Origin of the sequence: Colwellia psychrerythraea 34H (assembly GCF_000012325.1) — a bacterium.
GTDB classification, from domain to species: Bacteria; Pseudomonadota; Gammaproteobacteria; order Enterobacterales; family Alteromonadaceae; genus Colwellia; species Colwellia psychrerythraea_A.
This window is the reverse complement of sequence record NC_003910.7, coordinates 2,074,383-2,099,071: the sequence shown is the minus strand read 5'-3', so window position 1 is coordinate 2,099,071 and position 24,689 is coordinate 2,074,383. Positions and strand designations below refer to the sequence as shown.

Sequence of the window (24,689 nt, the reverse complement as noted above, 5' to 3'; positions counted from 1 at the left end):
TAAATCAGCATAATTTTGACTAAAATACGGATGTTTATTTAAATGCCTATATTGTTTGCTAAAAGAGGGGTCGGTGATCAATGAGCCTTAATTGTTTTTATCTTCATCTGTAAATTGATTCATAGCAATATTCATAAAATAATGCGCTAGAAAAATCTAACGCACAGAACTGAATAACTTATTTTATTAACGTACCAAGAGGCCTTCTCGAACAACAAAATCAAGTGTTTGATCTAAAGACTTAGCAGTTTTTTCAATCATTTCATCAATTTGAGATTTATTAACAATTAAAGGTGGACAAAAAGCCAGTGATGATCCCGCTACCGCTCTACATATCATGCCGTTATTCTGACAGGCCTGCATTGCGAAATTTCCTACCGTTCCATCAGGAAAAGCTTGTCCTGTTTTTTTATTTGCCACAAGCTCAATTGCACCAATCATGCCTTTGCCACGTACTTCACCCACTAATGGGTGATGGATAAATTCATGTAAGCGTTTTTGCATGTAAGCACCAATTTTTGCCGCATGGTCAAAAATATTTTCTCGCTGATAAATCTCGAGTGTTTTTAAGGCTACAGCGCAAGAGACAGGATGCCCTGAATAAGTATAGCCATGACCAAAAACCCCTACCTGAGCACTTTGTTCTACCATTGCATCATACATATCGCCACGGATCACCGAAGCGCTAATAGGCATATAAGCAGAAGATAACTGTTTAGCTAAGGTCATCATGGCTGGTTTTTCAATACCAACTGTTTTACAGCCAAAGTCATTACCTGTTCGGCCAAATGCCGTGATTACCTCATCAGCCCACAATAGAATGTCATACTTTTGTAAAACCGCTTGAACTTTCTGGTAATACCCTTCTGGTGGCACGATTACACCACTTGCACCAGTGATTGGTTCAACAATAAATGCAGCAATAGTGTCTGCACCTTCTAGTAGTATTAACTGCTCTAGGTTATTAACAATACGATCAATAAATTGAGCTTCGCTTTCATTAGGCAGTGCATTGCGATAATAATGTGGTGCATCGGTGCGCAATACACCAAGAGCATCAAAAGGGAGATTAAAATGGGTATGATTAGGTTTTAACCCCGTTAAAGAGGCTGATGCTACCGTGACGCCATGATAAGAGCGTTCGCGCGCAATAATTTTATATTTTTGTGGTTTACCAATAGCATTAAAATAATAACGTAACATCTTTATATGAGTATCATTGGCATCGCTGCCTGAATTACCAAAAAATATCTTAGCATTTTCTACTGGCACCATAGCTGACAGTTTTTCTGCCAAGTCAATGCCAACTTGATGCGTTTTTCCGCCAAACATATGAGAAAAGGACAACTTGCTCATTTGTTCACTGGCCGTTTCGATTAATTCATGATTGTTATAACCTAATGATGTGCACCATAAGCCCGCTAATGCTTCTAAGTATTGTTTACCATTACTGTCATACACATAAGCACCATCGCCACGTTCTATAATTAATGTTGCTGTGTGTTTAAAATTTGTTGTTGGATATATTATTGAATTCATCATTTTCCCCTACTTATTACAAGAATACTGCAAGCTATTAATGCAAGTAATCAATTTTGTGTAATAAGAAGCCAATCTTTCTATTGGTGAATGACTTCTTCATTATATGTATAAAAAACCTAACCTGCCTAGATAGGTTGTTCTTAATTAGGCGTAAAAAGGGCGGCAGGAAAGGCGAAAGTTAAATGTTATTTAGCAAGTTCATTAAAAAGTTCAGTGAACTTTGTTAAGCCTTCTTCAACTAATTCATTGCTTGTTGTTAGCGCAGGTAAAAAGCGAATAACATTACCATAAAAACCACAGGCTAATAGTACTAAACCATATTTTGCAGCATTAGCAATAATCGCTTGAGTTAATGTCGTGTTCGGTTGGCCTAAATCACCATTAGAGATTAACTCTATTGCGATCATCGCGCCCTTATTTCTCACATCAAAAATAAGATCAGGATATTGATTTTTTAACTCGGTTAACCTTTCATTAAAGATAGCACCAATCTCGTTTGAGCGCTGAACTAAGTCTTCCTCTTCAATGATTTCTAATACCGCTAGGCAGCAGCACAAGCAACAGGAGAGCCACCGTAAGTTCCACCTAGGCCACCCGGTAATGGAGCATCCATTATTTCACTTTTACCCACAACTGCAGCAATTGGGAAACCACCTGCAATCCCCTTTGCCATAGTCATTAAATCAGCTTCAACATTAGAATATTCCATATTGAACATTTTACCGGTACGGCCAAAACCAGATTGAATTTCATCGGCAATTAAAACAATGCCATGCTCGTCACAAATGTTACGCAAAGCAACTAAAAACTCTGTTGGTGCCGAATAAAAACCACCCTCACCTTGAACAGGTTCGATAATAATTGCCGCTACATCAGTCGGTGCAATATCAACTTTAAATAAATTTTCAACAGATTTTAGTGAGTCTTGAACAGAGATATCATGACATTCAATAGGAAACGGTGCGTGAAAAATATCACCAGGAAATGGTCCAAATAAATTTTTATAAGGTGTAATTTTACCGGTTAATGCCATCGTTAAATTAGTACGTCCATGGAAACCACCATTAAAGGCAATAACACCACGACGGCCTGTATGTGCACGAGCAATTTTTACGCAGTTCTCTACGGCTTCAGCGCCAGTAGAAACAAAAATAGCTTTCTTTTCTGAATCACCCGGAGCAATAGACGTAAGCTTTTCAGCTAATTCAACAGCAACTTCATAAGGGTTAACCATTACGCAAGTATGACTAAACTTATCAATTTGTGTTTTAACAGCGTCAATCACTTTAGGGTGGCTATGACCAGTATTACATACTGCAATTCCTGTACCAAAATCAACATAACGCTTACCTTCTACATCCCAAATTTCTGCATTTTTTGCATGATCAACATAAACGGGATAAACATTACCTTGTCCACGTGCGATTACTTTAGTTTTTCTCGTTTGTAATTTTGCATTTTTCATTTTAATAACCTAGTTATTTATATTTAAAATTTTATCAAAATACGTTGATATACAATGGCTATTTACCTAAGCCACCCATGCACAAGTATTTGATTTCTAAATAATCATCTAAGCCATATTTTGAGCCTTCACGGCCGTTACCTGATTGCTTAACGCCGCCAAAAGGTGCTGCCGCATTTGAAATCATGCCTTCGTTAATACCTACCATGCCATACTCTAACCCCTCTGCAACCCGCCAAATTCGGCCAATATCTCTCGCATAAAAATAAGAGGCTAAGCCATATTCAGTATCATTTGCCATAGCGATAACTTCATCTTCATCTTCAAAAGAAATAATCGGGGTAACAGGACCAAAAATTTCATTTTTGGCAATAGGCATATCATTTGTAACATTGGTTAAAATAGTCGGTTGATAAAAAGCATCACCTGCTTGGTCTCGCTCACCACCTAAAGCTAATATTGCACCTGCAGTAATTGAGTCTTTCACTAAAAGTTCAACATCGCAGACCGCATCACTTGAGATCATAGGACCAATACTAACGCCATCAGTTAAACCATCACCTATTGCTAATGCCGCAACTGCAGACGTGAATTTTTTAGTAAATTGTTCAATAACACCTTTTTGTACAAAAATACGATTAGTACAAACACATGTTTGACCTGCATTACGGTATTTTGAAACTAAGGCGCCCTGTACAGCCGCATCAATATCAGCGTCATCAAATACAATAAAAGGTGCATTACCACCAAGTTCCATTGAAACTTTTTTCACTGATGTAGCACATTGACTGATCAACGCTTTACCCACAGGGGTTGAGCCCGTAAAAGTGAACTTAGCAATATCAGGGTGTTGGGTTAATACTTTACCTATACCGTGAGCATCTTCACCAACTACCACATTAAAAACACCTGCTGGAATACCAGCACGCTCTGCAAGCTCAGCCATTGCTAAGGCAGAAAGTGGCGTTTGTGTTGCAGGACGAACAACAAAAGTACAACCCGCCGATAATGCAGCTGCAGCTTTACGTGCAATCATTGCATTTGGAAAGTTCCACGGGGTAACAGACGCAACAACACCTACTGGTTGTTTAATAACAATAATACGTTTGTCACCCGATGGAGCTGGAATAGTATCGCCATAAACGCGTTTACCTTCTTCAGCAAACCATTCAATAAACGCTGCACCGTAACCAATTTCGCCTTTAGCTTCAGCAAGAGGTTTACCTTGCTCTAAAGTTAAAATGCGTCCTAAATCATCTTGATTTTCCATAATCAAGTTAAACCAGTTTCTCATTAACGTAGCTCGTTCATTAGCAGATTTAGCTGACCACATTTTTAAAGCATCTTTTGCGGCTTTTACTGCAAGTTCGGTTTCAACAACACCTGCATTGCTCACTTGAGCAATCACCTTGCCATTGGCTGGGTTTGTCACTGAAATGTATGAATCACTACTATGCCAACGACCATTGATATACGAAAAACTTCTAACTAATTGGTTATCTTGTAAACCTAATTCCTGATGTTCTTGCATAATTAACCTCCGCTACTGAATATATTTATATTAAAAACTAAAATGAACAAAGGTTAAATACAAAACATTAAACACTATGTTTTAAGCAGACCAAACATTAAGGGAGAGGGATAAACCTACAACATCTTGAAGATAGCGCCTAAATGCCGCAATTAATTTGCTTTAAACATTGAAATATGACTCAGCTTTACTATATTAAGCTACTTCTCTAAACCAATGTGTTAATGCAGCCGCATTGGTCTTTTTATTCTTTGGATAAATTTCAAGATACGTACAATTTGGTAGGTGTACATCGAGAAGTTTTACTTTATCTTGAATCGTGACATCAGTACATGAACGAGCTTGCTGACATCGCCATTAGGCAAAATGTATAACAGCACCAAAATAATCATGAGCCGTTATGGTCAGACAACCATTATTCTCTAAATAGCGAATGTAAGTGTACATACTTGTTTCTAATATATTTTTTAGCTAATACAACTTGTGATGTTTGAATGTATGAATGTATGATTTCAGCATGGGATAACTCCTTTTAGCAAGAATATCCCGTATTATGTTGATACCATTTTTAGTGAATACCTTGGTTTATCATAGGATTAAAGATAGTTATGCAAAGCAACTTAACGGGGAACTGCACATAATTTCTGCCCGTAGTAAACGGCCGGACATCTCGTTCAGTGATGTTTTTATCAATGCCTAAGTGACCATCTTCAACGTACCTAATAAGTTTATGCCACTGGTTGAAGTTATATTTATCGCTTTGCCAATATAACTTCCCGCGGTCACTTTATCAGTGGCTTCATCAAGTCACTTTTTGAATTGTGTTAATATCGACAGTGCTTTTTCTTGCCATAGTTGATGCCGCGCTTGTGGGGATAACTTGTTGTTTTTCGCATGAGTTTCTATTTTATATAATTGACTGATAAAGCTAATGGCTATATGCGCACGGCCTTTATTTTCGACATTGCTTTTAATTCTTCATCATATTTACGCCTGGCGTGCGCCCAACAGCCCACAGGAATAACGCTTTCAATACCTTCATAAACACTGTAAATATCCTTGATAACCTGCGAGAAGGTCTTCTGTACGAGCACAACTACGACCCGCTTGATAGTCGTAAATAACCACTACTTGTTTGCTTACTTCATTACTACGATAGACCCTCATTTGTGAATTTCTTGGATTTTCACCTTCATCTAAGACTTGTACACGCCTTTCATCCGCGAATAAATTATGCACACTAAGCAAGTGGCGCTGCATTGCTTTCACTAATGTCTTAATGAGTATGCCGGCCTTAATGCACCAGTTGGCTAGCGTTCCTCTGGAGATGATTAAACAGCCGCGTTCAAAGATATCAACTAAGTGATAAAGTGGTAGTGCATCACAGTATTTGGCGGTAACAACAGCCGACAAGGTTTCGGAACTAGCCATGCTACCAGGAATAAGCTGGGCTAGTTTAGGTACAGTTATTATTTTACTAGTCAGCGCTTCATGCTCACAGTGTCGACAAGCGTATTTAAATTGCTTATGTTTTATCATTCTGATTTTAGCGGGAATGATTTTCAACGGAATCAAGGTAAATACTCTAAGTCGCTTTGTGCCCCATAGCGCCACAGAAAAATTAGCTAATCCTCATGTTTAATTAGTCAGTTATTTCGATGTTATTGTCCTATAAAGCAGGAAAATAACATCTCAATGGGCATTGTCCATTTCTAGTATTAGATAATGATACATTTACATCCGTATTATCTGTTAACAATAGAGGTGGATCCAACAATGAAAGCGTATTCGCTAAGCCAGACCACAACTTTGCAGCTTGTTCTACAAGTACCGCAACATCTCGTATTTCATTCAACCTATAAGGAGCTAATACACCATAGTCCCATCCATGAAATGCAATTGGTAAAACACAACGAGCGTTCCTTCTCCACTCACCCACAATAGGTACTCCTTTTTTAGATAGTACTTTTGTTACTATTTCATGTGTTTTAGTAGCAGCAGGTGAGTCGTACATTTTCACAAAACATAGGAGTTTAAAAGCTATCATAAACTCTTGTTCGAGGCCTTTTAAGCTCAATAAAGAGCAAACTGTTTCGTCAATAGGTCCTGAATTAAAGTTCATTTGCTTCTTATTGTTTTTTAAATCAAACCAAACACCTTTATCAAAAACTGTTTTAGCGTTATACGGTTCTAACTTTAGCTCTGGAACACAAACTCTATTCCAAGTACTCAATATACTGCCCCACTTATCCATATATACCTCATTATTATTTAGAGTTGATCAACGTGATCAAACATATAAAACTGATCACAAAAACCAACAAGACTTAACTGATTGAAAAAATTAGAATTAAAATGTTTTGATTGTTTGGTTAGCATTATAAATTTCAAGACTCTATTTCAATATACTTGATGCGTATGCCATCAGTACCTTGTGCCCTAAATTGTAATAAGCCTTACTTTTGTTTAAGTTTTCTTGGAAAAATATGGCACCTTTATATCTTTCTTTATGTTTCAAATATAATATTGAAGTAGAGCCCCAATATTCATCTTGTCTTTTAATTGCCTCCAACTGCTCCATACATAAAGCACGGTACTCAAATCTTCGTAACTCTTGATCAAGCGATACCCCATATAATACCTTTGCACGACCACCGTGCTTTAAAGCATTTTGATTACCTTTAGGAGCGCCAGCACCTTCACGTTTCCCACCTCTGGGCATAATAACTCCTAGTAAATTAGACATAATAAAAAAGCAAACCAGTGTTTACGGCGGTTTGAATATAATTATGGTTATATCAAAGTCTTCATTTATTATTTCATTTACTAAAGCTTTAATTTGATAACGTTGCACAAATTCATCAGATACGATTACAGGCGCTATATTACTTTTTGGTTGTCCTCGCCGTATTGCAGTTAAACTGTCATCAACTTCGCTCCCCTCATTAACTAAGCCGTTATTTCTATCTTGATTATTTTTTAAGGTAACCTCAGGTTCTACAAATAAGTAATCACACTCAGGTAAAAGCTTCGCATTTTTAATACGACTCATTAAATAGCTTTTAGCCGTGCCGTTTAGATTTTTAGAATGGTTTTTCACAAAGTAGCTAAGGCGATATATGCATGGATTAATGCTTCTTTTATCACCACGTTTAATCATGTAATAACACTTTTTTGGAAAGTGTACTGAACCTGAACTATGCCTTTTCCAAGCTGATGCACAATCTTTAGTTATTTTATCTGGGTAGCAAACTTTATGACCACTTAAGATAAATGCTAAATGATAATGCTGTTTTGCAGATATGTTTTGTTCTCTAACGCAAATATAACTAGCTTTGCACTGATATATCTTTTCTAAATGCTTTATATAGTTAGCCAGGAAGTTAGAAACTAACTGATTATTAGGTGAGTGTTCATTTACATGGAAATCTATTCTAAAGAGAAATACTTTTGAATAAGCAAAAAGCATAGATTCACATAGTTTAAATATATTATTTAAGGCTTTGCTGTTATAACCACTCTCTTTAAATGAGTAAATATTATAGCCATGACTTTTATATTTAAATTGATTTAATTTATGATTACTTGTCATTATCTGAATTAACTATCGTGATGATTTAATAAGTGCTTGTATTTGGAAATAAGTTGGCGTATATATTATTTAAATACCGCTTTAGATAAATACAACAACCTGCCTGTACATCATGTTTTTTAAGGGATAAAACCGATTAAACCATCTATAAAGAAAGCTAATTATTGGCTCAAAGTGGCTCATTTATGAATATAAAAAAACAGGCTGCGCCTGCTTTATTAATCACTTTTGTATTGTTATAGATTTGAGCCACTTTTGATAATCTGAAAAGTACCAATAAGATCTACCGCCTTGAATAAGGCTTGGTTTTGGGAACTTCCCTTCTCTGATCCAACGGTGGAGTGTTGGTTTAGATTTTTTGACTAAAGTTTGCAGCTCAGGTTTGCCTAAAATACATTTATCCTCAATATATTGCTCTATTGGAGCTTTATCATATTTCATTGCACAGATTCTCTTGATTGAATCCACTCTGAAATCTCGCTCATCAACCAAACATTTATATTTCCGCCAGCATAAAGTTTTCGACGTTTTGGAAATAGACCTTGCTGCTCTAATACCCAAGCTTGAGTTCTTCCCAAAGTTGTCAGTGCTTCGCGCTCTTTTTCTCTTATGAGATAGTCTGTAGGTATTGTTTGTGCTTCGAGAGTTTTCTCTCTAACCACATAATCTTGGGATGGTGTTTGTAATTGTTCAATCATGCTGTCTCTCGTTTAAGTGGGAATACGAGAGGAATTATTTACAATTGAAGTGGAGTTAATAACCCATGAGGGGGTCATGGGGTATTTATATATGGTTTAAGATATTTTGTATAATTAAGTGAGAAGTCACTAATACTTAAGCTTCGATAAGCTTTTTTAGCTGGCCCTTTGATGCTTTCACCTTTAAATATCCCTTTCAATACTACCTTAATCACTCTAGTAAACTTTTTACCTTCTCTACTCTCTGGATACATAATTCCATTTTCTAAACAAAGTATCTCTATTTTATCAATGACTAGGTTTGGCTTATAACCTCGATTTTCGAGCTTACTGTAAAATTCTCGTAAAATAATACTTGTAACTTTAAAAGCTGCCCAGTGATCTTTCATATATTGTTGATTTGATAGAACACCAGACTCAACTTGCTTTTTACCTGTTCTATAGTAGGTTTCCTGTAAAACTTCTTTGTTATATAAGCCAATTGCGTGACCTAAGTGATGAAAACTCATACAGAAAAGTTCATCTGTATTTTTAAGAACAACTAAGTTTTGAAGTACGCTATCTAAGTTATGAGCAGGGGAAGTTATACCAAGTGTCAGCTTTGTAAATAAAGAGTCTTTGATATTATTGTTATCTTTCACTATGTTCAAAACATTATTAACTAACCCTAATGATGTTGGAACTGACTGAGGAGGAACATCATTTAGTACATCCATATAATCAAAATCATTTACTAACTTAATACCAAGACTTGTTAATCTAATAACTTCTTTTCCAACCTCATTTAAATAATCTCTGACACTAGGGTCGCCCGAGCCATTACTTGAAAGAGGTGCATTTTCACAATTTATTAAGTGCTCTTTTTTGATATTTTTATACATACGTAATACCGTCTGAATTTAGTTTTTTAACAATAGTGTGACTTTCTGCCAATATAATTCATAAGCTTCGCGTTGCTCATCAATCCAATCATGTTTATTGTAACGAGTTAAAATCCCTCCTAATTCATGACCTAGCATTTTTTCAGTAACATGTAATTCAACTTTATGTTCACTTAATCTAGTGACTATCGTACGGCGAAAGTCATGAGGTACAAAATGTGGATATTTCAAATGATTATTCATGCGTTGCACAAAACGATTCACAGCGTGCGTAGTTAACGGCTTACCTTTTATATCGCCAGCGATTAAATATTCTCGGTCTTGGCCGTATATAAGATCGAGCTTATTAATTAGCTCAATTACTCCAGTACTCAATGGGCGACGAACTTGTTTTTTAGTCTTTGATCTTTCTGGAGGTAAAAGCCAAATGTTTTTATCTAAATCAAACTCATCCCTTCTCGCTTCACGGATTTCAGCATTTCTTGCACCCGTTAATAAAAGAAGTTGGATACAGGTTTTACATTGCGGTGTTGATTTGCTTGATTCTATTTGTCGCCATAAGCCAATGACCTCATCCCACTCTAAGCAACGTTCTCTTTTTTGTTGATGACTACCAATTGCTTTTATCGGGATATCAATTAAATGAGAATGTTTGATTTGACCTCTAGCTTTCGCCCAATTCGCTACAGCTTTAAATCGTTTTAAAACACTACCTGCATTAGCTGAGCTGGACTCCTTTTTAACCCAATCAAAGTAAGCGATCCAATCGGTATATTTATATCGTTCAATATCAATGTTTTTATAAGGTGTGACATATTTATTAAAAGTAGATTTATATAATGTTTGTGTTTTAGGCCGTAATTCTGTCATAACATACTTAGTCATGAATGCTTCACACATATCACCAAATAAATTGTGGCTCCGACTTTCATTCTGAACCACCCTTGGGTCTAGACCTTCATCTAAATTATGCCGATATTCATTAACTTTTTTTCTTGCATCAATTAGTTTCAAGCCTGGATATCGACCAAGTTTAATTCTTTGTTGCTTACCTTCCCATCTAAAGCGATAATTGAAAGTTATTAGTGCTTTAGGACTGACTCTTACAGATAAACCATCTCTATCGGCTAGTTCTGCCTCTCCATTATATGGTGCTTTTATTTTTCGTAGTTTGGTATCGGACAAAGCCATAATTATATTTGGTCACAAAGTAAAGTTATTTGATGCACAATTTAGTGCACTAAAAATTTTATCACAGTGAAACAAATATAAACACACTGAAACAGCAAACTCGGTGTAACCCTTGAGAATAAAGAGATAAACATGCAAGACAGAACATCTCAGAACAACACAGAACAACCATCAATCCTTTGGCACGATTATGAAACTTGGGGAATAAACCCAAAATTTGATAAACCGTCTCAATTCGCCGGCATTCGTACTGATCTCGATTTAAATATCATTGGCGAGCCTGAAATGTTTTATTGCACGCCGCCCGTTGATTACTTACCACATCCTGAAGCCTGTTTAGTTACAGGTATCACGCCACAAAAAGCGCAACGTGAAGGCTTGTCTGAGGCTGAATTTGCTGCACGTATTCATACTTTATTTACTCAGCCCAATACCTGTGTTGCTGGCTATAACAGTATTCGCTTTGATGATGAGGTGACTCGTTATCTGCTTTATCGTAACTTTTATGACCCTTATGCACGTGAATGGCAAAATGGAAATAGTCGCTGGGATATTATAGATATGGTTCGTGCTTGTTATGCACTTCGTCCTGAAGGCATTAATTGGCCAACCGTTAAGCGCGATGGTGAAGAAGTCATCAGTTTCCGTTTAGAGCTATTAACGGCAGCAAATGACATCAGTCATGAAGCGGCCCATGATGCGATGAGTGATGTTTACGCCACCATAGCAATGGCTAAATTGATCAAAGAAAAACAACCAAAACTTTATGATTTTATCTTTAACTTGAAGAATAAAAATCAAGTGAAAGATTTGATCAATACCGCAGAGATGACACCTATTGTGCATACTTCGAGCAAAGTATCATCAGCTCATGGCTGCACCAGTTGGTTTGCGCCAGTAAGTTACCACCCAGTTAATAAAAACGCGGTGATCTGTGTCGATTTAGCACGAGATATATCACCTTTATTAACGCTTAGCAGTGAAGAGATTAAAGCGCGTTTATATACCCGTTATGACGATTTAGCGCCAGATGAACTACCAATTCCAGTAAAACTTATTCATGTCAATAAATGCCCTGTTATAGCGCCAGCTAAAACGTTACTACCAGAAAACGCAGAGCGCTTAGCAATACCGCGCGATGTTTGCTTAGATAATTTAGCTCTATTGAGAAAGCATGCTGAACTAAGAGATAAATTAAGCGATGTTTTTGCCACATCAGACTTTGATAATGATGACGTAGATGCAGAGCAAGCGTTATATGGTGGCAGTTTCTTTAGTCATAGTGATAAAGCGCAAATGGATATTTTACGTGGTCTATCACCTGAGCAACTAGCTAATCATCCATTTCAATTTCAAGATGAGCGTTTAAGTGTATTACTGTTTCGCTATCGAGCAAGAAACTACCCGTACACGCTATCTACAGAAGAACAACAGAAATGGCAGCAGTATTGTCAGAACAAACTGCAATATGGCGGGAAAGGTATTTTATCACTTGATGAGTTCATGATGAAGATTGAAAATCTAGCCCATGAGCATGAAACTGATAAAGCAAAAATGTCGGTATTAAAAGCCTTGTATGAATTCTTGCAAGGGTAACTCTCTTTCAAAGTAACTATTACTATTGATTATTCTGCTATGACTCGAGCAGAATAATCAAAAGCTGCTCAGAACAGTTAACCTTAGCTATCAACTGAACTATTTACTAAAATGATTAACTGAATTATTAACCCAGTTTATTGGTAAGTTGTTCGCTCTAATTCATATTTTTTCATTTTATCGTAGAGTGTTTTTCTGGCTAAATTGAGCTCTTCCATGGTGTCTTTAATACAGCCTTCATTACTTGCCAACGCTTCCTCGATAAGAAACTTCTCAAAAAATTCAACCCGTTGAGTCAAGCCCATACTGCTGTTCATTGAATTAGCGCTGGTATTCTTTTTAAGATTAAACGCTGCCGCCTCACCCAATAAAATGTAACGCTCAGCCAAGTTACGTAATTCTCTTACATTGCCAGGCCAGCCATAACTTAACAGTTGTGCTTTATGCTCTTGTGATAATGGAATTAATTCTTTTTTATAACGCGCTGAAGCTATTCTAGCAAAGTGTAAAAAAAGCAAAGGCACATCTTCAATACGTTCTCTCAAGGGAGGAATATCTACTTTTACTAAATTCAAACGGTAATATAGATCTTCACGAAACAAACCTTGCTCGCATAACTCTAATAAATCTACCTTGGTCGCAGCAATCACTCTGACATCAAGCTCAACACCTTCGTTAGCACCTAAACGAACCACTTTTCTTTCTTCTAATACTCTTAAGAGTTTGACTTGTAAGGCCATTGGAGTACTTTCTATTTCATCAAGAAACAAGGTACCACCGTTAGCGTATTCAAACTTACCAATGCGTTTTTTATCAGCGCCCGTATAAGCGCCCTTCTCCGCACCAAATAGCTCACTTTCAATAATATTTTCTGGGATTGCACCACAGTTAAGTGCAACAAAATTACTATCTCTTCGAATACTATGGTCGTGTAAATAACGAGCGACTAACTCTTTTCCAGTACCGGTTTCACCATCGATCATTATATCTGCAGGTGCATCCATCACTTGATTGAGTATATTGCGCATTTGCACAATGTTAGGCGAATTCCCTAATATTCTGGGACCTGGTAAACAATGTGTTTCTATTTCTTTTTTGAGTTGCCTATTTTCAAGCACTAAAGAGCGTTTATCTAGCGCTCTTTTAACCGTATCAACTAGGTCATCATTATTAAATGGCTTTTCAATAAAGTCGTAAGCACCATTGCGCATTGCTTTTACTGCCATTGAAATATCACCAAAACCGGTGAGTAAAATCGTGGATAACTCTGAGTCAATATTTTTGACCTCAGCCATCAACTGATGTCCATCCATTTTAGGCATATTAATATCACTAATAACCACGCCAGGCCAAGTATCACTTAGCTGATTAAGTAATTGATGCGCTTGTGAAAAGGTTTGCACTTCAAAATTTCTTAATTCGAATGTTTGCTCAATAGCGCTTCGAATATGTTCTTCATCATCGATAACAAAGACAACACCCAATTTTTCCGTTTCCATATTAATTTCCTTACGTTATACCAATCCGCATAACTATCTGATCAATCTTTCTGGTTAAAACTGACGATAACTGCGTTGTTTTCAATCCCAATAGCCAGCTATTGCTCAATCAAACGCCTTGTTCTCACCAATTTTCCCTACACAATTTTTAATCATTTAATTAAGCGGAATGATATTACCTGTTTACAGGCAAGCTAATGGTAAAGATAGCGCCGCCATCTGGGTGGTTACTTACGTTAAGTTGACCTTGCATTGACTCAATAATTCGGTGCGAGATAGATAAACCTAAACCTAAGCCAAAGTTTTCTTTCGTGGTGAAAAAGGCTTCAAAAACTCTGTCGATATTATCAACTAAAATACCGGGTCCGTTGTCTCGTATTTCAATGATAACGTGTTCTTTAACGTCAGACACAGAAATAATTATTTGTTTGTGTTCTTGTTCACTAAGCGCTTGTATGGCATTACTTAATAAGTTAACCAGCACTTGTTCAAACCGAATAGCATCACCATAAACATGTACAGTTTCTAAGCAAGGTTTACTAGTAAATTCTACTCTAGCGGCTTTAGCTTGGTGTTTTACAATACTCATCGCCGCCATCAGACTCATTTGAACATCAACGGCAGTCGCAACACCGGTGCTTTTTTTAGAGAAGCTATTAAATTGACTGACAATATCACTGAGTCGATCCACTAAACCAATAATGAGTGACAGGTTGTTTTTTACTTTGTCTGTCATACTACGTTCTTGATACGCCAACGCATTTTCTGAATAGCTTCGTAAGGCTGTTAACGGTTGATTGATTTCATGGTTAATACTCGCTGACATACTACCTATGAGCGCCAGCTTTTCTGATTGAATTAGTTCATCCCGCATTTTATTCATTTGAGTTTGTGCTTGCTGACGTTGCGCTATTTCCTCATGTAATTTTACGTTACTCGCACTTAAGTCAGACGTACGTTCTTTAACTTTTTTTTCTAATAACTGTTGAGATTGCTTAAGTCTTCGCGCATTTTTAAGTCGTTCATTAGTAAATAACAGCAAAAACACCATCAATAAATAACCACTAGCACTGAGGATGATTAATAAGTTTTGCTGCTTTTTCATTGGTGCTACAGAGCTCCACAAATGAACTTGCCAATTAGCCGTTTTCATCAGTTTATTCAGCGCAAAAACTTCTTCAGACCCTGTATTTGAAGTAACTTCTAATAACTCGCTGCCAAGGTCATTTGGAAGATAGTGATTTGAGATATCTTCCACGTTAAGTGAGGATATCTCTTTATCGGTATAACGTTTTTCTGCAATTAAATTAAGCTGTTTTGCTTTAGATAAGTTACCAATAGTTTTTAACCGCCATTCTGGTCTATCTGAAATGAAGACCACATCATGGGGTGCAACGATTAAGAAGTTAAAGCTATCATTTAATACCGTTTTTTTATACTGTTCTTCAATATCTGCAATACTTATTTTTAAAGCAATAACACCGGCAATAACACCATCAACTACCACAGGGTAAGCATAATAAAAGCCCCGCTTACCACTACTTAACCCTACAGCATAGTAATGGGAAAGTTTACCTTTTAGCGCATCTTGAAAATAGGGTCTAAACATAAAGTTCATACCAACAAATGAATTAGGCAATTGCCAATTGCTGGCCCCAATAGTAATACCCTTTTTATCAATAAGGTAAATATCTGACGCCTGAGTCATCGTTCTAATATCTGCTAATAACTGATTGAGTTTGGTTATTTTTGATTGTTCGTTAGGTGAGATTAAGGCTTGCGACAGTAAGGGGTGTTTCGATAACACTTTGGGGATTCTGTCAAAGCGACCGAGAATATTGTCAATGTAACCCACTAAATTAGATAACTGCTGACTCGATTGTTGGTGCATTTGTTGATAGGCATTGCTCATACCTATCATTTGGGTCAGTTCAATAGTCAGGATTAGGCCAATCACTGCAACAGTGGCGACAATATAATTTTTACGCTCTGATTGTCCTTGATAGACCACAATTTTACCTTATGAATAAACTAATAGCAGTTTCATTAATTTTATCAGGTATTATACCCAAACTACCTGAAGATGCAGGTTTCAGCTGGAATTATAAATGCTTTTAGGCAAGGCATTGATTAAAGAGAATAGTTATTCTATTGTCGAAATCAATAACCCAGCATAAAGCGTTTCTAAACCAGCCCTTTGCTTAGGCTTCCTGAAACGAGCATCTTCAAATGGAACGGGTATATACATCAGCTATTTGATATGCAACAAACACTTGGTTCCATATCAAATATTGTATTTGGTTTCACTCAATTAGGTTGTTAAAAATCGAATCTTACACCTACTTGTGCTTCCGACATGTCTTCTCCTGTTGAAGGTAAACGTGTTGTATCATTATCTAACTGCTCAAATGATGCCCACATGCGAAACTTCTTAGAGAAGTAACGAATATATTCAACTTTAATAGAGCTAACATCGCCTTTTATGTCACAAGAGTTTACCGCATATCTAGCATGGACTTGATTGTTGTCTTGACGCCACTTGCCATATAAACCTACAGTTGAACGATCTTCATCAACACATGCGGTTACGCCGCCTACTTTACCAGATTCTTCTGCTGAGACTAACCTCACGTTACCAGAAGAGTTACCTTTATAAAGATCAAAATCTTCTTCAGCTAAATGATAAAAGGCTGATACGGTAAACGCTTTTGAAATATCATACCAAGCACGAAAGCCATATAAATTACCGGTATTTTCACCCTGTTGGTCTGCTGCTAATGCTGCTTGAAGTTTCAATTTTTGGTTTTTATATTGTGCTGCTACTTGGTATTGATCAATAGAATCACCATCTTGCTTCTCTGTTTGAATAGCTGCACCAAATTTCCAATTATTGTAAGTTTTTTGCCATTGCAGCATATCATCATCACGAATAGCGCCTTGACGTAATGAGTCTAATCCATCAGAAAAATAAGCACTGCGCACATACTGATGCCATATAATGGTTTGAGAGCCATAGGTAACAGTACCAAACTTTCCTTTAAGGCCAACATATATCTGTCGCATTCCGGCTTTTTGGTTTTGATTGAAATTAACGCCATCATCCCCGCGTAAACCATACTCAACTTTACCTACACCTGTTAAACCGTCAGCCAATTGAACTTCAGCCTTAACACCAATCCGACTTAAGTAATCTCTACCATTTGCAGCATCATCAGAAGTACCACTATCAACATAGTCGGCACCTAAACGGAGCGAGCCATAGAATGAACTCTCAACATCACTTGCATTTGCGCTTGCACAACTTAATAACAGTACGTTTAAAAAAAATAGTTTGCTTGTTTTATTCACTTGAACACGTTTCATGTATTTCCCCTTTATTTTAAGAAGTTATTATCTTTATAAATCGTCAACGATGATTACGTTAAGGCGACAGTTTGTTATCGCAATGTTCACGCCAATTTATTTGTAAAGCTCCAGATAAAAATAAATAATAAGATAACAATTACTTACATTAAAAATAAAAACTTCGCAGGGGCAATGTTTGGGGGGGATATCACCCCCAAGACTTACTAGCGTATATAGAAATCCCCCCATAATGAAAAAATAAGGTATTTAAAACCAAGAGATAAAGGAGGACGATCAGCCACTACTCCCCAAAATGAACAGGGCCATTAGCAATAAGTCTTTCAAGTTTCTTGCGGTATGCTAATTGGCGGCTTTCCACACATAGTCATTTTTTTATGGGTGGATATCGATACGTAACATAGGCTAATATAATGAGTTAAAAGTATAATTACCTTTATTAACAATAAGATGAAAACATGGCAGTGTCTTTGCAAAACATAAATTAGAACTATTATAAAAAACAACACTGTGAGGAAATTTATGACAGATATTCAAGACAAAGCAACGCCATTGCGTATGCTCGTATTAGGGCCAGCATTAATGCTGTTCACCTTATTAGTTCCTTCTCCCTTTGAAGGTATGTCTGCAGATGCATGGCACACCCTAGGTTTAGCATTGTGGATGGCCACTTGGTGGATATCTGAAGCAACCCCTGTTTCAGTTACCGCTTTTTTACCCTTAATCGTTGCGCCAATTGTTGGCATAGCACCCATTAAGGTAACAACATCGTCTTATGCACACCCTTTAATATTCCTTTTCCTTGGAGGATTTTTTATCTCCATAGCGATGGAACGATGGAACTTACATAAACGAATTGCCTTAAAAGCAATGTCGTTATGTAGCACTAAACCCAGCCACCAAATTGGCGGGTTAATGCTTGTCACTGCTTTCTTATCAATGTGGATGTCTAATACAGCAACCGCAGTCATGATGTTGCCTATCGCCTTATCTATTATCGAGATGGTTAAGCAGAAGCAAAATGGTAGTACCCCTGAAAACTTTTCAAAACCAATGTTATTAGCTATTGCTTTTTCTGCAAGTATTGGTGGCTTAGCGACCTTGATTGGTACTCCTCCTAATGCGCTGATGGCGGCTTATTTAGCTGATAGCTACAACATTGAAATCGGCTTTGCCCAATGGATGATTATCGGCGTACCGTTAAGTGCAGTATTGTTGGTATTGTGTTGGTTTATTCTTACCAAGGTTTGTTACCAAGTTAATGAAGGGGAACGAGTTGATACAAACAGTATGTTCCAAGAGAAACTTCAGGAATTAGGGAAAATGAACAAAGGCGAGAAACTCGTACTGTTTTTCTTTGCTTTTGCTGCTATCAGTTGGATATTTAGACCATTAATAGCCAAAATGACTGGGCTAGCTATATCGGATACCGGCATCGCTATGTTCGTGGCTTTGTTATTATTTGTTGTACCTGTTGACCGGAAAAAAGATATCCGTATTTTAGCTTGGGAAGACACTAAGAAGTTACCTTGGGGTGTATTGTTGCTTTTCGGTGGTGGATTAGCCTTAGCCAGTTTAATCAAAAAATCAGGACTAGCGGGTTACATAGCCACACAGCTTGAAGCAACGTCTAATATTCCTGTTATTGCTGCCGTTTTAGTCGTTACTATTACTATATTATTCTTGACTGAAGTAACAAGTAATACGGCAACAGCTGCTAGTTTCTTACCTTTATTAGGACCAATAGCTGTGACCTTAACTGATGGACCTTTAATGTTAGTTATCCCTGCCGCATTAGCTGCTAGTTGTGCCTTTATGATGCCAGTGGCAACACCGCCAAATGCTATCGTATTTAGCTCCGGAGAATTACGTATTGCCGACATGGCCAGAGCAGGTTTCTGGCTTAATATCGCAGCTATATTTATGATCGTTTTATTGATGTTAACTACAGTACCTATGGTCTTTAACTTATAAATAAAGTCTTTTAGATTCTCGATTTAAACACCAGATTAATAGTCTGGTGTTTAAACTACGCGCTACCTTATATAAGCAATCTCTACTAATATCAATCGGAAAAATATGCTAAACGATACTAGTTATCTCGTTACTAAAATTCAGAAAAAACTCTAAATCACCGCCCTCTACACTGCTCCTTTAGACTATCTACTTAAAGTACCTGCTAAAGTAATATCGCAATCAGCTACTCAATAAAAATATCAATCGCGGCGTAAATTTCATACTTCCCTCGTGATTAAAAAACACAGGTAACATGTTCTGCAACAGTCTGGGAAGCAATTTGTCCGAGTAAAGCCTGCTCAGACTCAGTTCCAGGTAACTCTGCAATATAAGGTAAAGCATCTGCTGTTTGACCACTAACGACTTGATACAACACCAAAGCGCTGAGTAAAGCCCCTAACTCCGTAGCATGATTTCCATCCGCTTGATAAAGATCCAAATCAGGCTCAATAGCTAACACTTTATTCCAACTTAATCCTACAGGGGCAATGCAACTAGACTCTTCATCGGCAATATCAACATGTATACTATGAACATAATCCGCTTCGAGAAGGTTTCCTCGTTGCGGATGTTCAGGATAGAGTATTGGCGTAGCTCCTTTCTTCTTAGCACGTTGAATCCATGTTCTTGTTGCTTCTGTTGAATAAAGGACTGATTGACTCTGCGAATATTTTTGTCCTTGCAAAATTATATGAGTCCAAGGCCTTGCCTCAACTAATTCGACCAAACTTTCTTTATCAACAATGACATCTAGAAAAGCACCTACGCGCTTATCAATGTTTATCTCTTTTTCTTTGAGACCATTTTGAAAGATTAAGGTCAAGAATTTTTGTATTGACTGTACGTGGCTATTGCCAATAACGAGTATTTGATACGTGTCGAGTGATCTATTATCTGGAATTGCCAAGTTTTCAGACACAATAACAGACTCTGGTGCTTTAGCATCTGGGACTACCTGTGCTTTGGCTTCTCCTTCACTACCACTGCCGCAAGCAGAAAGTAACCATAATAATGGTAAAGTAAATAAATTTAATTTCATCATTCCCTCGATAAAAAATTCAATAAGTTATACCCAAGTCACTTGAAGATATGTGTTTCAGGTAGCTTGGGCAATACAGTTAATTAGTCGGTTTAGTACTACTTCTTAAAACGAGAAATAAGGCTTGATGTATCCCATCGGCTCCCGCCATTGTCTTGTATCTCTTGGTAATAACCATCAAGTTGCTTAGTTACTGTTAAATCAGCACCTAATTTTTCAGCTTCTGCAAATGCGATAGCCAAATCTTTTCTTACCCAATCAACGGCAAAACCAAAATCAAATTCGCGCGCACACATCGTTTTACCTCGATTATCCATTTGCCAAGAGCCTGCAGCGCCCTTCCCAATAGTATCAAGTAATTTGTCAGTATCTAATCCTGCTTTTTGGGCAAAGTTCAATCCTTCAGCTAAGCCTTGCACTGTATTGACAAAACAAATCTGATTAACCATTTTAGCTAATTGTCCTGAGCCAACGGGACCCATGATTTGACTAAAGCGAGCAAATGCAGCCATAACAGGCTCAGCTTTAGCAAAAATACTCTCATCACCACCGACCATAACTGTCAGCACACCATTTTCGGCACCCGCTTGACCACCTGATACAGGTGCGTCTAAAAAGTATTGGCCATTTTTATCCGCAACAGCAGCAAGCTCAACAGCAAGCTCTGCAGATGCCGTGGTATGGTCGACAAAAATACTTCCTTTAGAAAGACCTGCGAAAATCCCTTCATCACCTAATGAGACTTGTCTAACGTCATCATCATTACCGACACAGGCAAATACAATGTCACACCCAGTAGCCGCTAGCGCAGGTGTTGTTGCAATATCACCACCAAACTCTTTTTGCCAAGCTAAGGCTTTATCCCTGTTTCGGTTATATACACAAACCTGATGACCTGCTTTAGTCAAATGTCCCGCCATTGGGTAACCCATAACGCCAAGACCAATAAATGCTACTTTCATGTTCCAACCTTTTAAGTCATTAATTTAATGCGATCAGTCTACTTCAGTTTTTTATTTTGCTCTAGCATCTTTTCAACACATCAATTTTACACTACAATGAACAAATAGATTGTGCACAATCAAATTGTAAGCCACTTAAGTGGTGGCAGTATAATTATCCCAGATAGCTTTACATTTACTTTAAAGGAAAAATTAAGATGAGTAATATTTATCAGTTTACAGTGAAGAATAATAAAGAAGAGACGATCGAATTAAATCAATTTACCGATAAAGTATTACTCATTGTTAATACCGCCAGTAACTGTGGTTTCACTCCACAATATCAAGGTTTACAATCACTACATGATTCGTTTCAAACAAATGGTTTTGAAGTATTAGCCTTTCCTTGTAATCAGTTTAAGCAACAAGAGAGTGGTAATAACGAAGAAATACAGCAATTTTGCGATTTACACTTCAATATAAAATTCCCTTTATTTGACAAAATCGACGTCAACGGAAGTAATGCCCACCCTCTTTTTAGTTTTCTAAAACAACAAGCTCCTGGCATTCTTGGTTCTAAATCCATTAAGTGGAATTTCACAAAGTTTTTAGTAAATCGTAAAGGTGAAGTCGTTAAACGTTATGCACCTACAACAAAACCAGAAGCCATTACCGCTGATATAGAAAAATTATTGGTATAATAGATGAGTGATAATTTACTGCTAGAAAAACAGTTATGTTTTCGACTTTATAGTTTAAATAAACTTATGTGTCGACTTTATGCGCCCGTTTTAAAAGAATTGGCATTAACCTACCCACAATATCTGGCTATGCTCGTTCTATGGCAAAACTCTGAAGGAATTTCAGTTAAAGACTTAGGTAATCGACTTGATTTAGATTCAGGCACACTCTCTCCTTTACTTAAAAGAATGGAAGCACAAGGGTTACTTGCTCGAGTTCGACAACCGTCAGATGAGCGGGTAGTTATCATCAAACTAACTAAAAAAGGGATGGGATTACAACAAAGTGCAGAACATATTCCTGGAAAAATGTTTGCTGTAACAGGTTTAACACCAGATAAATTACTCAACTTAAATCAAGAACTTGATCAGCTTATTGCTAATATCAGCGATTGAACGCTAAACAACCCAGAGAAAGAAAAGAAAGAATGAAGCGTTTATCATTCTTTCTTTATTTATTAATTTAACAATGACGTTAACAGTACATTACCGTCAGATAGAAAGTATCAAGCAAGGTGTCCTGAGCAATCTATTAAGAAAACTAGGCTTAAGCGAATAAGGTATTATGTAATTTCTCAACCACATAATTTGCCTCATCTTCATTCACTAAAAAGCATAAGTTATTGGCACTAGCGCCATGACAAATTAAACGGATATTCACATCATTAATCGTTTCAAAAATGCTTTGACCAATACCTTTAGCACACGTTAAACCATTCCCAATCACAGCAACTAGCGATAAACCATGCTCAACGCTAACTTCACATAACTGCTCTAATTCTGCCACCACGGCATTAGTAATTAACGATTGCGTTGAACCACTTGGGTTATCAAAAGTTAAAGCGACACTAATTTCACTGGTAGTGATCAAATCAATGCTTAACTCATGTTTCGCTAATACGCCAAACACTTTTGCTAAGAATCCGCTAGCATGTAACATAGCCGGGCTTTTTACCGTCACTAACGTTTGTTCACGTCTTAATGCAATGGAGCGATAAGTGGGATTCGAATCAACTTTTTGCTTAATTTGCGTACCACCTTTTTCTGGCTCTTTACTTGAACCAACAAAAACTGGAATATTGCGGCGCATTGCAGGGATCAGTGTCGCGGGGTGTAATATTTTCGCGCCAAAGGTGGCCATTTCGGCCGCTTCGCCAAAGCTAATTTCTTTAATCGCGCGCGCTTGGTCAGTAATACGCGGGTCGGTAGTAAAGATACCTACAACATCCGTCCAAATAGATAAATTAGTGCCATTTAAAGCTTCAGCAAGTAATGCTGCGGAATAATCGGATCCACCTCGCCCTAGCGTAGTCGTATGACCTTGGCTATCTTGACCAATAAATCCCTGAGTAACAATCACTTTGTCAATCAGTTTTGGGGCAAGCAGTTGTGTGCTTTGTTCACTCAATTGATTAAGATCTACTACCGCTTTGCCATATAAACTATTGGTTTTCATCACTTGTTGCACATTGAAATACTCACCTGGAATATCAACAGATTGTAAAACTTGAGCAAAAATTCGCGAGCTAAATTGCTCACCAAAGGCAAGAATGGCATCTGCTGTCTTAGTCGAGTATTGTAATAACTGCGTTAGTGCATGTTGAGTTAGTTCATCAAGTAAGCTGTTTATTTCTTGATTAAGCTGTGCTTCAACATCGCTTGATAAATGCTGAGTAATATTGACTTGAATAGCGCGGATATTTTCAACAATATCCTTTTGCTCAATGACAGATACATTTTTCTGACTTAAGCGAACTAGCAGGTTTGTCACGCCTGAACTCGCTGAAACAACCACTAGACGATTGCTGTTATCATTTTTAATAATATTGGCGCAACGAAGCATAGCTTGGTAATCGGCAACACTAGTACCGCCGAACTTGGCAACAGTTAAAGATGATGTAGATTGAACTGAATTCACAAAATTCTCCCATAAAAATACTAGTTACTTACTGAGCTCTTTGCTGAGTAAATTAACTATTGGAAGAGCATGACTGAGTAGGTAGCGAGTGGTGTATTTTGCACGTTTAAAGGGATATCTAATAAACTGCAAAAAAAACGAAACTTTTTCAGCCAGAAGCTCTCCACCTATTATTTAATGCTTAATGATACCTAATTAGTTAGGTATCATTTAACAAATACGTCAGGTGACAGCCATAAGGATTCAACCTTAGTGACCGAGTATCTAAATCCACTTTTAAATACTCTCGGCGATAACTTCCCTCAAAAACGGTATTTGGAATGTGGTTCCTCTCGTTTTCTACCTAAGTTTCGCACCTCTTCTGGTACATTATATTTTAGAGTATTGACCCTAAACCACAATGCGAAATCATTAGACCCGATTTAACCTTACATTGCAACAGGCTATTAGTCAGTTTTTATAAGTTTTTTGCCCTTATTATTCACTTTGATCGGCATCGTCCTAGGTAGTCTACTGCCTATTATCTATCTACCAAGCATAAGAAAACTTGCTAACTAATTACTTTACAAAAGCAAAATCGAGAGTCAAGGCTATACTTTACTCACTTAGGTCTTTGGTTTGTTTAATGATTAAACCCTGCAAAGGGGGAAATTATTCGCTAAACACTGTACAGTAAC

At 37.2% G+C, this 24,689-nt stretch carries 20 protein-coding genes, 2 pseudogenes and 1 riboswitch; of the genes and pseudogenes, 4 read left to right on the top strand and 18 right to left on the bottom strand.

Annotated elements, in window-relative coordinates:
- Positions 1 to 186 precede the first annotated feature (186 nt).
- The 12 genes and pseudogenes from CPS_RS08990 to CPS_RS08940 form a co-directional block, all read right to left on the bottom strand.
- Positions 187 to 1,542 (bottom strand): aminotransferase, encoded by a 1,356-nt coding sequence (locus CPS_RS08990; protein WP_238383600.1) that lies wholly within the window; start codon positions 1,540 to 1,542, stop codon positions 187 to 189.
- Positions 1,543 to 1,727: 185 nt separating this feature from the next.
- Positions 1,728 to 3,007 (bottom strand): annotated as a pseudogene (gene gabT, locus CPS_RS08985) (4-aminobutyrate--2-oxoglutarate transaminase).
- Positions 3,008 to 3,065: 58 nt separating this feature from the next.
- Entirely contained in the window at positions 3,066 to 4,538 is a 1,473-nt protein-coding gene (locus tag CPS_RS08980) for an NAD-dependent succinate-semialdehyde dehydrogenase (RefSeq protein ID WP_011042846.1), read from the bottom strand.
- A 568-nt stretch (positions 4,539 to 5,106) separates the two neighbouring features.
- On the bottom strand, positions 5,107 to 5,232 hold the full coding sequence (locus CPS_RS23270; protein ID WP_238383610.1) for a hypothetical protein: 126 nt from the start codon (positions 5,230 to 5,232) through the stop codon (positions 5,107 to 5,109).
- Positions 5,233 to 5,473: 241 nt separating this feature from the next.
- Positions 5,474 to 6,077: pseudogene (locus CPS_RS22855) on the bottom strand (IS66 family transposase).
- 130 nt (positions 6,078 to 6,207) lie between these two features.
- Positions 6,208 to 6,792 (bottom strand): hypothetical protein, encoded by a 585-nt coding sequence (locus tag CPS_RS08970; protein WP_011042845.1) that lies wholly within the window; start codon positions 6,790 to 6,792, stop codon positions 6,208 to 6,210.
- 141 nt (positions 6,793 to 6,933) lie between these two features.
- The gene (locus tag CPS_RS08965; protein ID WP_011042843.1) at positions 6,934 to 7,260 is read right to left on the bottom strand and encodes a hypothetical protein; all 327 of its coding nucleotides are present in this window, start codon (positions 7,258 to 7,260) and stop codon (positions 6,934 to 6,936) included.
- A gap of 45 nt (positions 7,261 to 7,305) precedes the next feature.
- Positions 7,306 to 8,130 (bottom strand): YagK/YfjJ domain-containing protein, encoded by an 825-nt coding sequence (locus tag CPS_RS08960; RefSeq protein WP_011042842.1) that lies wholly within the window; start codon positions 8,128 to 8,130, stop codon positions 7,306 to 7,308.
- A 222-nt stretch (positions 8,131 to 8,352) separates the two neighbouring features.
- Positions 8,353 to 8,571 carry a helix-turn-helix transcriptional regulator gene (locus tag CPS_RS08955; protein ID WP_041736865.1) on the bottom strand — a complete coding sequence of 73 codons (219 nt, stop codon included), beginning with the start codon at positions 8,569 to 8,571 and terminating at the stop codon, positions 8,353 to 8,355.
- Positions 8,568 to 8,828 carry a helix-turn-helix transcriptional regulator gene (locus CPS_RS08950; protein ID WP_011042841.1) on the bottom strand — a complete coding sequence of 87 codons (261 nt, stop codon included), beginning with the start codon at positions 8,826 to 8,828 and terminating at the stop codon, positions 8,568 to 8,570. Before CPS_RS08950 ends, CPS_RS08955 begins: the two co-directional genes overlap by 4 nt.
- 74 nt (positions 8,829 to 8,902) lie before the next feature.
- Positions 8,903 to 9,709, bottom strand: coding sequence for a hypothetical protein (locus tag CPS_RS08945; protein WP_011042840.1), 807 nt, complete (start codon positions 9,707 to 9,709; stop codon positions 8,903 to 8,905).
- Between the two features lie 18 nt (positions 9,710 to 9,727).
- On the bottom strand, positions 9,728 to 10,900 hold the full coding sequence (locus CPS_RS08940; RefSeq protein ID WP_011042839.1) for a tyrosine-type recombinase/integrase: 1,173 nt from the start codon (positions 10,898 to 10,900) through the stop codon (positions 9,728 to 9,730).
- Between the two features lie 132 nt (positions 10,901 to 11,032).
- Here CPS_RS08940 and sbcB point away from each other — a divergent pair, with 132 nt between their 5' ends.
- Positions 11,033 to 12,496 carry an exodeoxyribonuclease I gene (gene sbcB, locus CPS_RS08935; RefSeq protein WP_011042838.1) on the top strand — a complete coding sequence of 488 codons (1,464 nt, stop codon included), beginning with the start codon at positions 11,033 to 11,035 and terminating at the stop codon, positions 12,494 to 12,496.
- Between the two features lie 137 nt (positions 12,497 to 12,633).
- On the opposite strand, the gene CPS_RS08930 is transcribed toward sbcB, so the two are convergent.
- The 3 genes from CPS_RS08930 to CPS_RS08920 all read right to left on the bottom strand — a co-directional run bounded on the left by CPS_RS08930 (position 12,634) and on the right by CPS_RS08920 (position 17,358).
- A complete protein-coding gene (locus CPS_RS08930; RefSeq protein ID WP_011042837.1) occupies positions 12,634 to 13,995 on the bottom strand; it encodes a sigma-54-dependent transcriptional regulator in 1,362 nt (453 codons plus the stop codon).
- A 175-nt stretch (positions 13,996 to 14,170) separates the two neighbouring features.
- Complete coding sequence (locus CPS_RS08925) at positions 14,171 to 16,006, bottom strand: ATP-binding protein (RefSeq protein ID WP_011042836.1); 1,836 nt, start codon at positions 16,004 to 16,006, stop codon at positions 14,171 to 14,173.
- Positions 16,007 to 16,314: 308 nt separating this feature from the next.
- Positions 16,315 to 17,358: a porin gene (locus CPS_RS08920; protein ID WP_011042834.1), complete on the bottom strand. Its 1,044-nt coding sequence runs from the start codon at positions 17,356 to 17,358 to the stop codon at positions 16,315 to 16,317.
- A 522-nt stretch (positions 17,359 to 17,880) separates the two neighbouring features.
- On the opposite strand from CPS_RS08920, the gene CPS_RS08915 reads away from it, so the two are divergent.
- Complete coding sequence (locus CPS_RS08915) at positions 17,881 to 19,332, top strand: SLC13 family permease (protein ID WP_011042833.1); 1,452 nt, start codon at positions 17,881 to 17,883, stop codon at positions 19,330 to 19,332.
- 277 nt (positions 19,333 to 19,609) lie between these two features.
- Here CPS_RS08915 and CPS_RS08910 read toward each other — a convergent pair whose 3' ends face one another.
- Positions 19,610 to 20,413, bottom strand: a complete 804-nt coding sequence (locus CPS_RS08910; protein ID WP_011042832.1) for a hypothetical protein — start codon at positions 20,411 to 20,413, stop codon at positions 19,610 to 19,612.
- A gap of 98 nt (positions 20,414 to 20,511) precedes the next feature.
- On the bottom strand, positions 20,512 to 21,375 hold the full coding sequence (locus tag CPS_RS08905) for an NAD(P)-dependent oxidoreductase (protein WP_011042831.1): 864 nt from the start codon (positions 21,373 to 21,375) through the stop codon (positions 20,512 to 20,514).
- Between the two features lie 197 nt (positions 21,376 to 21,572).
- On the opposite strand from CPS_RS08905, the gene CPS_RS08900 reads away from it, so the two are divergent.
- Complete coding sequence (locus CPS_RS08900) at positions 21,573 to 22,055, top strand: glutathione peroxidase (RefSeq protein ID WP_011042830.1); 483 nt, start codon at positions 21,573 to 21,575, stop codon at positions 22,053 to 22,055.
- A 3-nt stretch (positions 22,056 to 22,058) separates the two neighbouring features.
- The gene (locus CPS_RS08895; protein WP_011042829.1) at positions 22,059 to 22,490 is read left to right on the top strand and encodes a MarR family winged helix-turn-helix transcriptional regulator; all 432 of its coding nucleotides are present in this window, start codon (positions 22,059 to 22,061) and stop codon (positions 22,488 to 22,490) included.
- 151 nt (positions 22,491 to 22,641) lie between these two features.
- Here the strand turns inward: CPS_RS08895 and lysC are convergent, their stop codons facing one another.
- Positions 22,642 to 24,012, bottom strand: coding sequence for a lysine-sensitive aspartokinase 3 (lysC, locus tag CPS_RS08890; RefSeq protein ID WP_011042828.1), 1,371 nt, complete (start codon positions 24,010 to 24,012; stop codon positions 22,642 to 22,644).
- 148 nt (positions 24,013 to 24,160) lie between these two features.
- Positions 24,161 to 24,381: riboswitch (Lysine riboswitch) on the bottom strand.
- Positions 24,382 to 24,689 lie beyond the last annotated feature (308 nt).

Coding starts and splice junctions, on each gene's coding strand:
- CPS_RS08990 (WP_238383600.1), bottom strand. CDS start 1,542: ATGATGAATTCAATAATATATCCAACAACAAATTTTAAACACACAGCA.
- CPS_RS08980 (WP_011042846.1), bottom strand. CDS start 4,538: ATGCAAGAACATCAGGAATTAGGTTTACAAGATAACCAATTAGTTAGA.
- CPS_RS08970 (WP_011042845.1), bottom strand. CDS start 6,792: ATGGATAAGTGGGGCAGTATATTGAGTACTTGGAATAGAGTTTGTGTT.
- CPS_RS08965 (WP_011042843.1), bottom strand. CDS start 7,260: ATGCCCAGAGGTGGGAAACGTGAAGGTGCTGGCGCTCCTAAAGGTAAT.
- CPS_RS08960 (WP_011042842.1), bottom strand. CDS start 8,130: ATGACAAGTAATCATAAATTAAATCAATTTAAATATAAAAGTCATGGC.
- CPS_RS08955 (WP_041736865.1), bottom strand. CDS start 8,571: ATGAAATATGATAAAGCTCCAATAGAGCAATATATTGAGGATAAATGT.
- CPS_RS08950 (WP_011042841.1), bottom strand. CDS start 8,828: ATGATTGAACAATTACAAACACCATCCCAAGATTATGTGGTTAGAGAG.
- CPS_RS08945 (WP_011042840.1), bottom strand. CDS start 9,709: ATGTATAAAAATATCAAAAAAGAGCACTTAATAAATTGTGAAAATGCA.
- CPS_RS08940 (WP_011042839.1), bottom strand. CDS start 10,900: ATGGCTTTGTCCGATACCAAACTACGAAAAATAAAAGCACCATATAAT.
- sbcB (WP_011042838.1), top strand. CDS start 11,033: ATGCAAGACAGAACATCTCAGAACAACACAGAACAACCATCAATCCTT.
- CPS_RS08930 (WP_011042837.1), bottom strand. CDS start 13,995: ATGGAAACGGAAAAATTGGGTGTTGTCTTTGTTATCGATGATGAAGAA.
- CPS_RS08920 (WP_011042834.1), bottom strand. CDS start 17,358: ATGAAACGTGTTCAAGTGAATAAAACAAGCAAACTATTTTTTTTAAAC.
- CPS_RS08915 (WP_011042833.1), top strand. CDS start 17,881: ATGACAGATATTCAAGACAAAGCAACGCCATTGCGTATGCTCGTATTA.
- CPS_RS08910 (WP_011042832.1), bottom strand. CDS start 20,413: ATGAAATTAAATTTATTTACTTTACCATTATTATGGTTACTTTCTGCT.
- CPS_RS08905 (WP_011042831.1), bottom strand. CDS start 21,375: ATGAAAGTAGCATTTATTGGTCTTGGCGTTATGGGTTACCCAATGGCG.
- CPS_RS08900 (WP_011042830.1), top strand. CDS start 21,573: ATGAGTAATATTTATCAGTTTACAGTGAAGAATAATAAAGAAGAGACG.
- CPS_RS08895 (WP_011042829.1), top strand. CDS start 22,059: ATGAGTGATAATTTACTGCTAGAAAAACAGTTATGTTTTCGACTTTAT.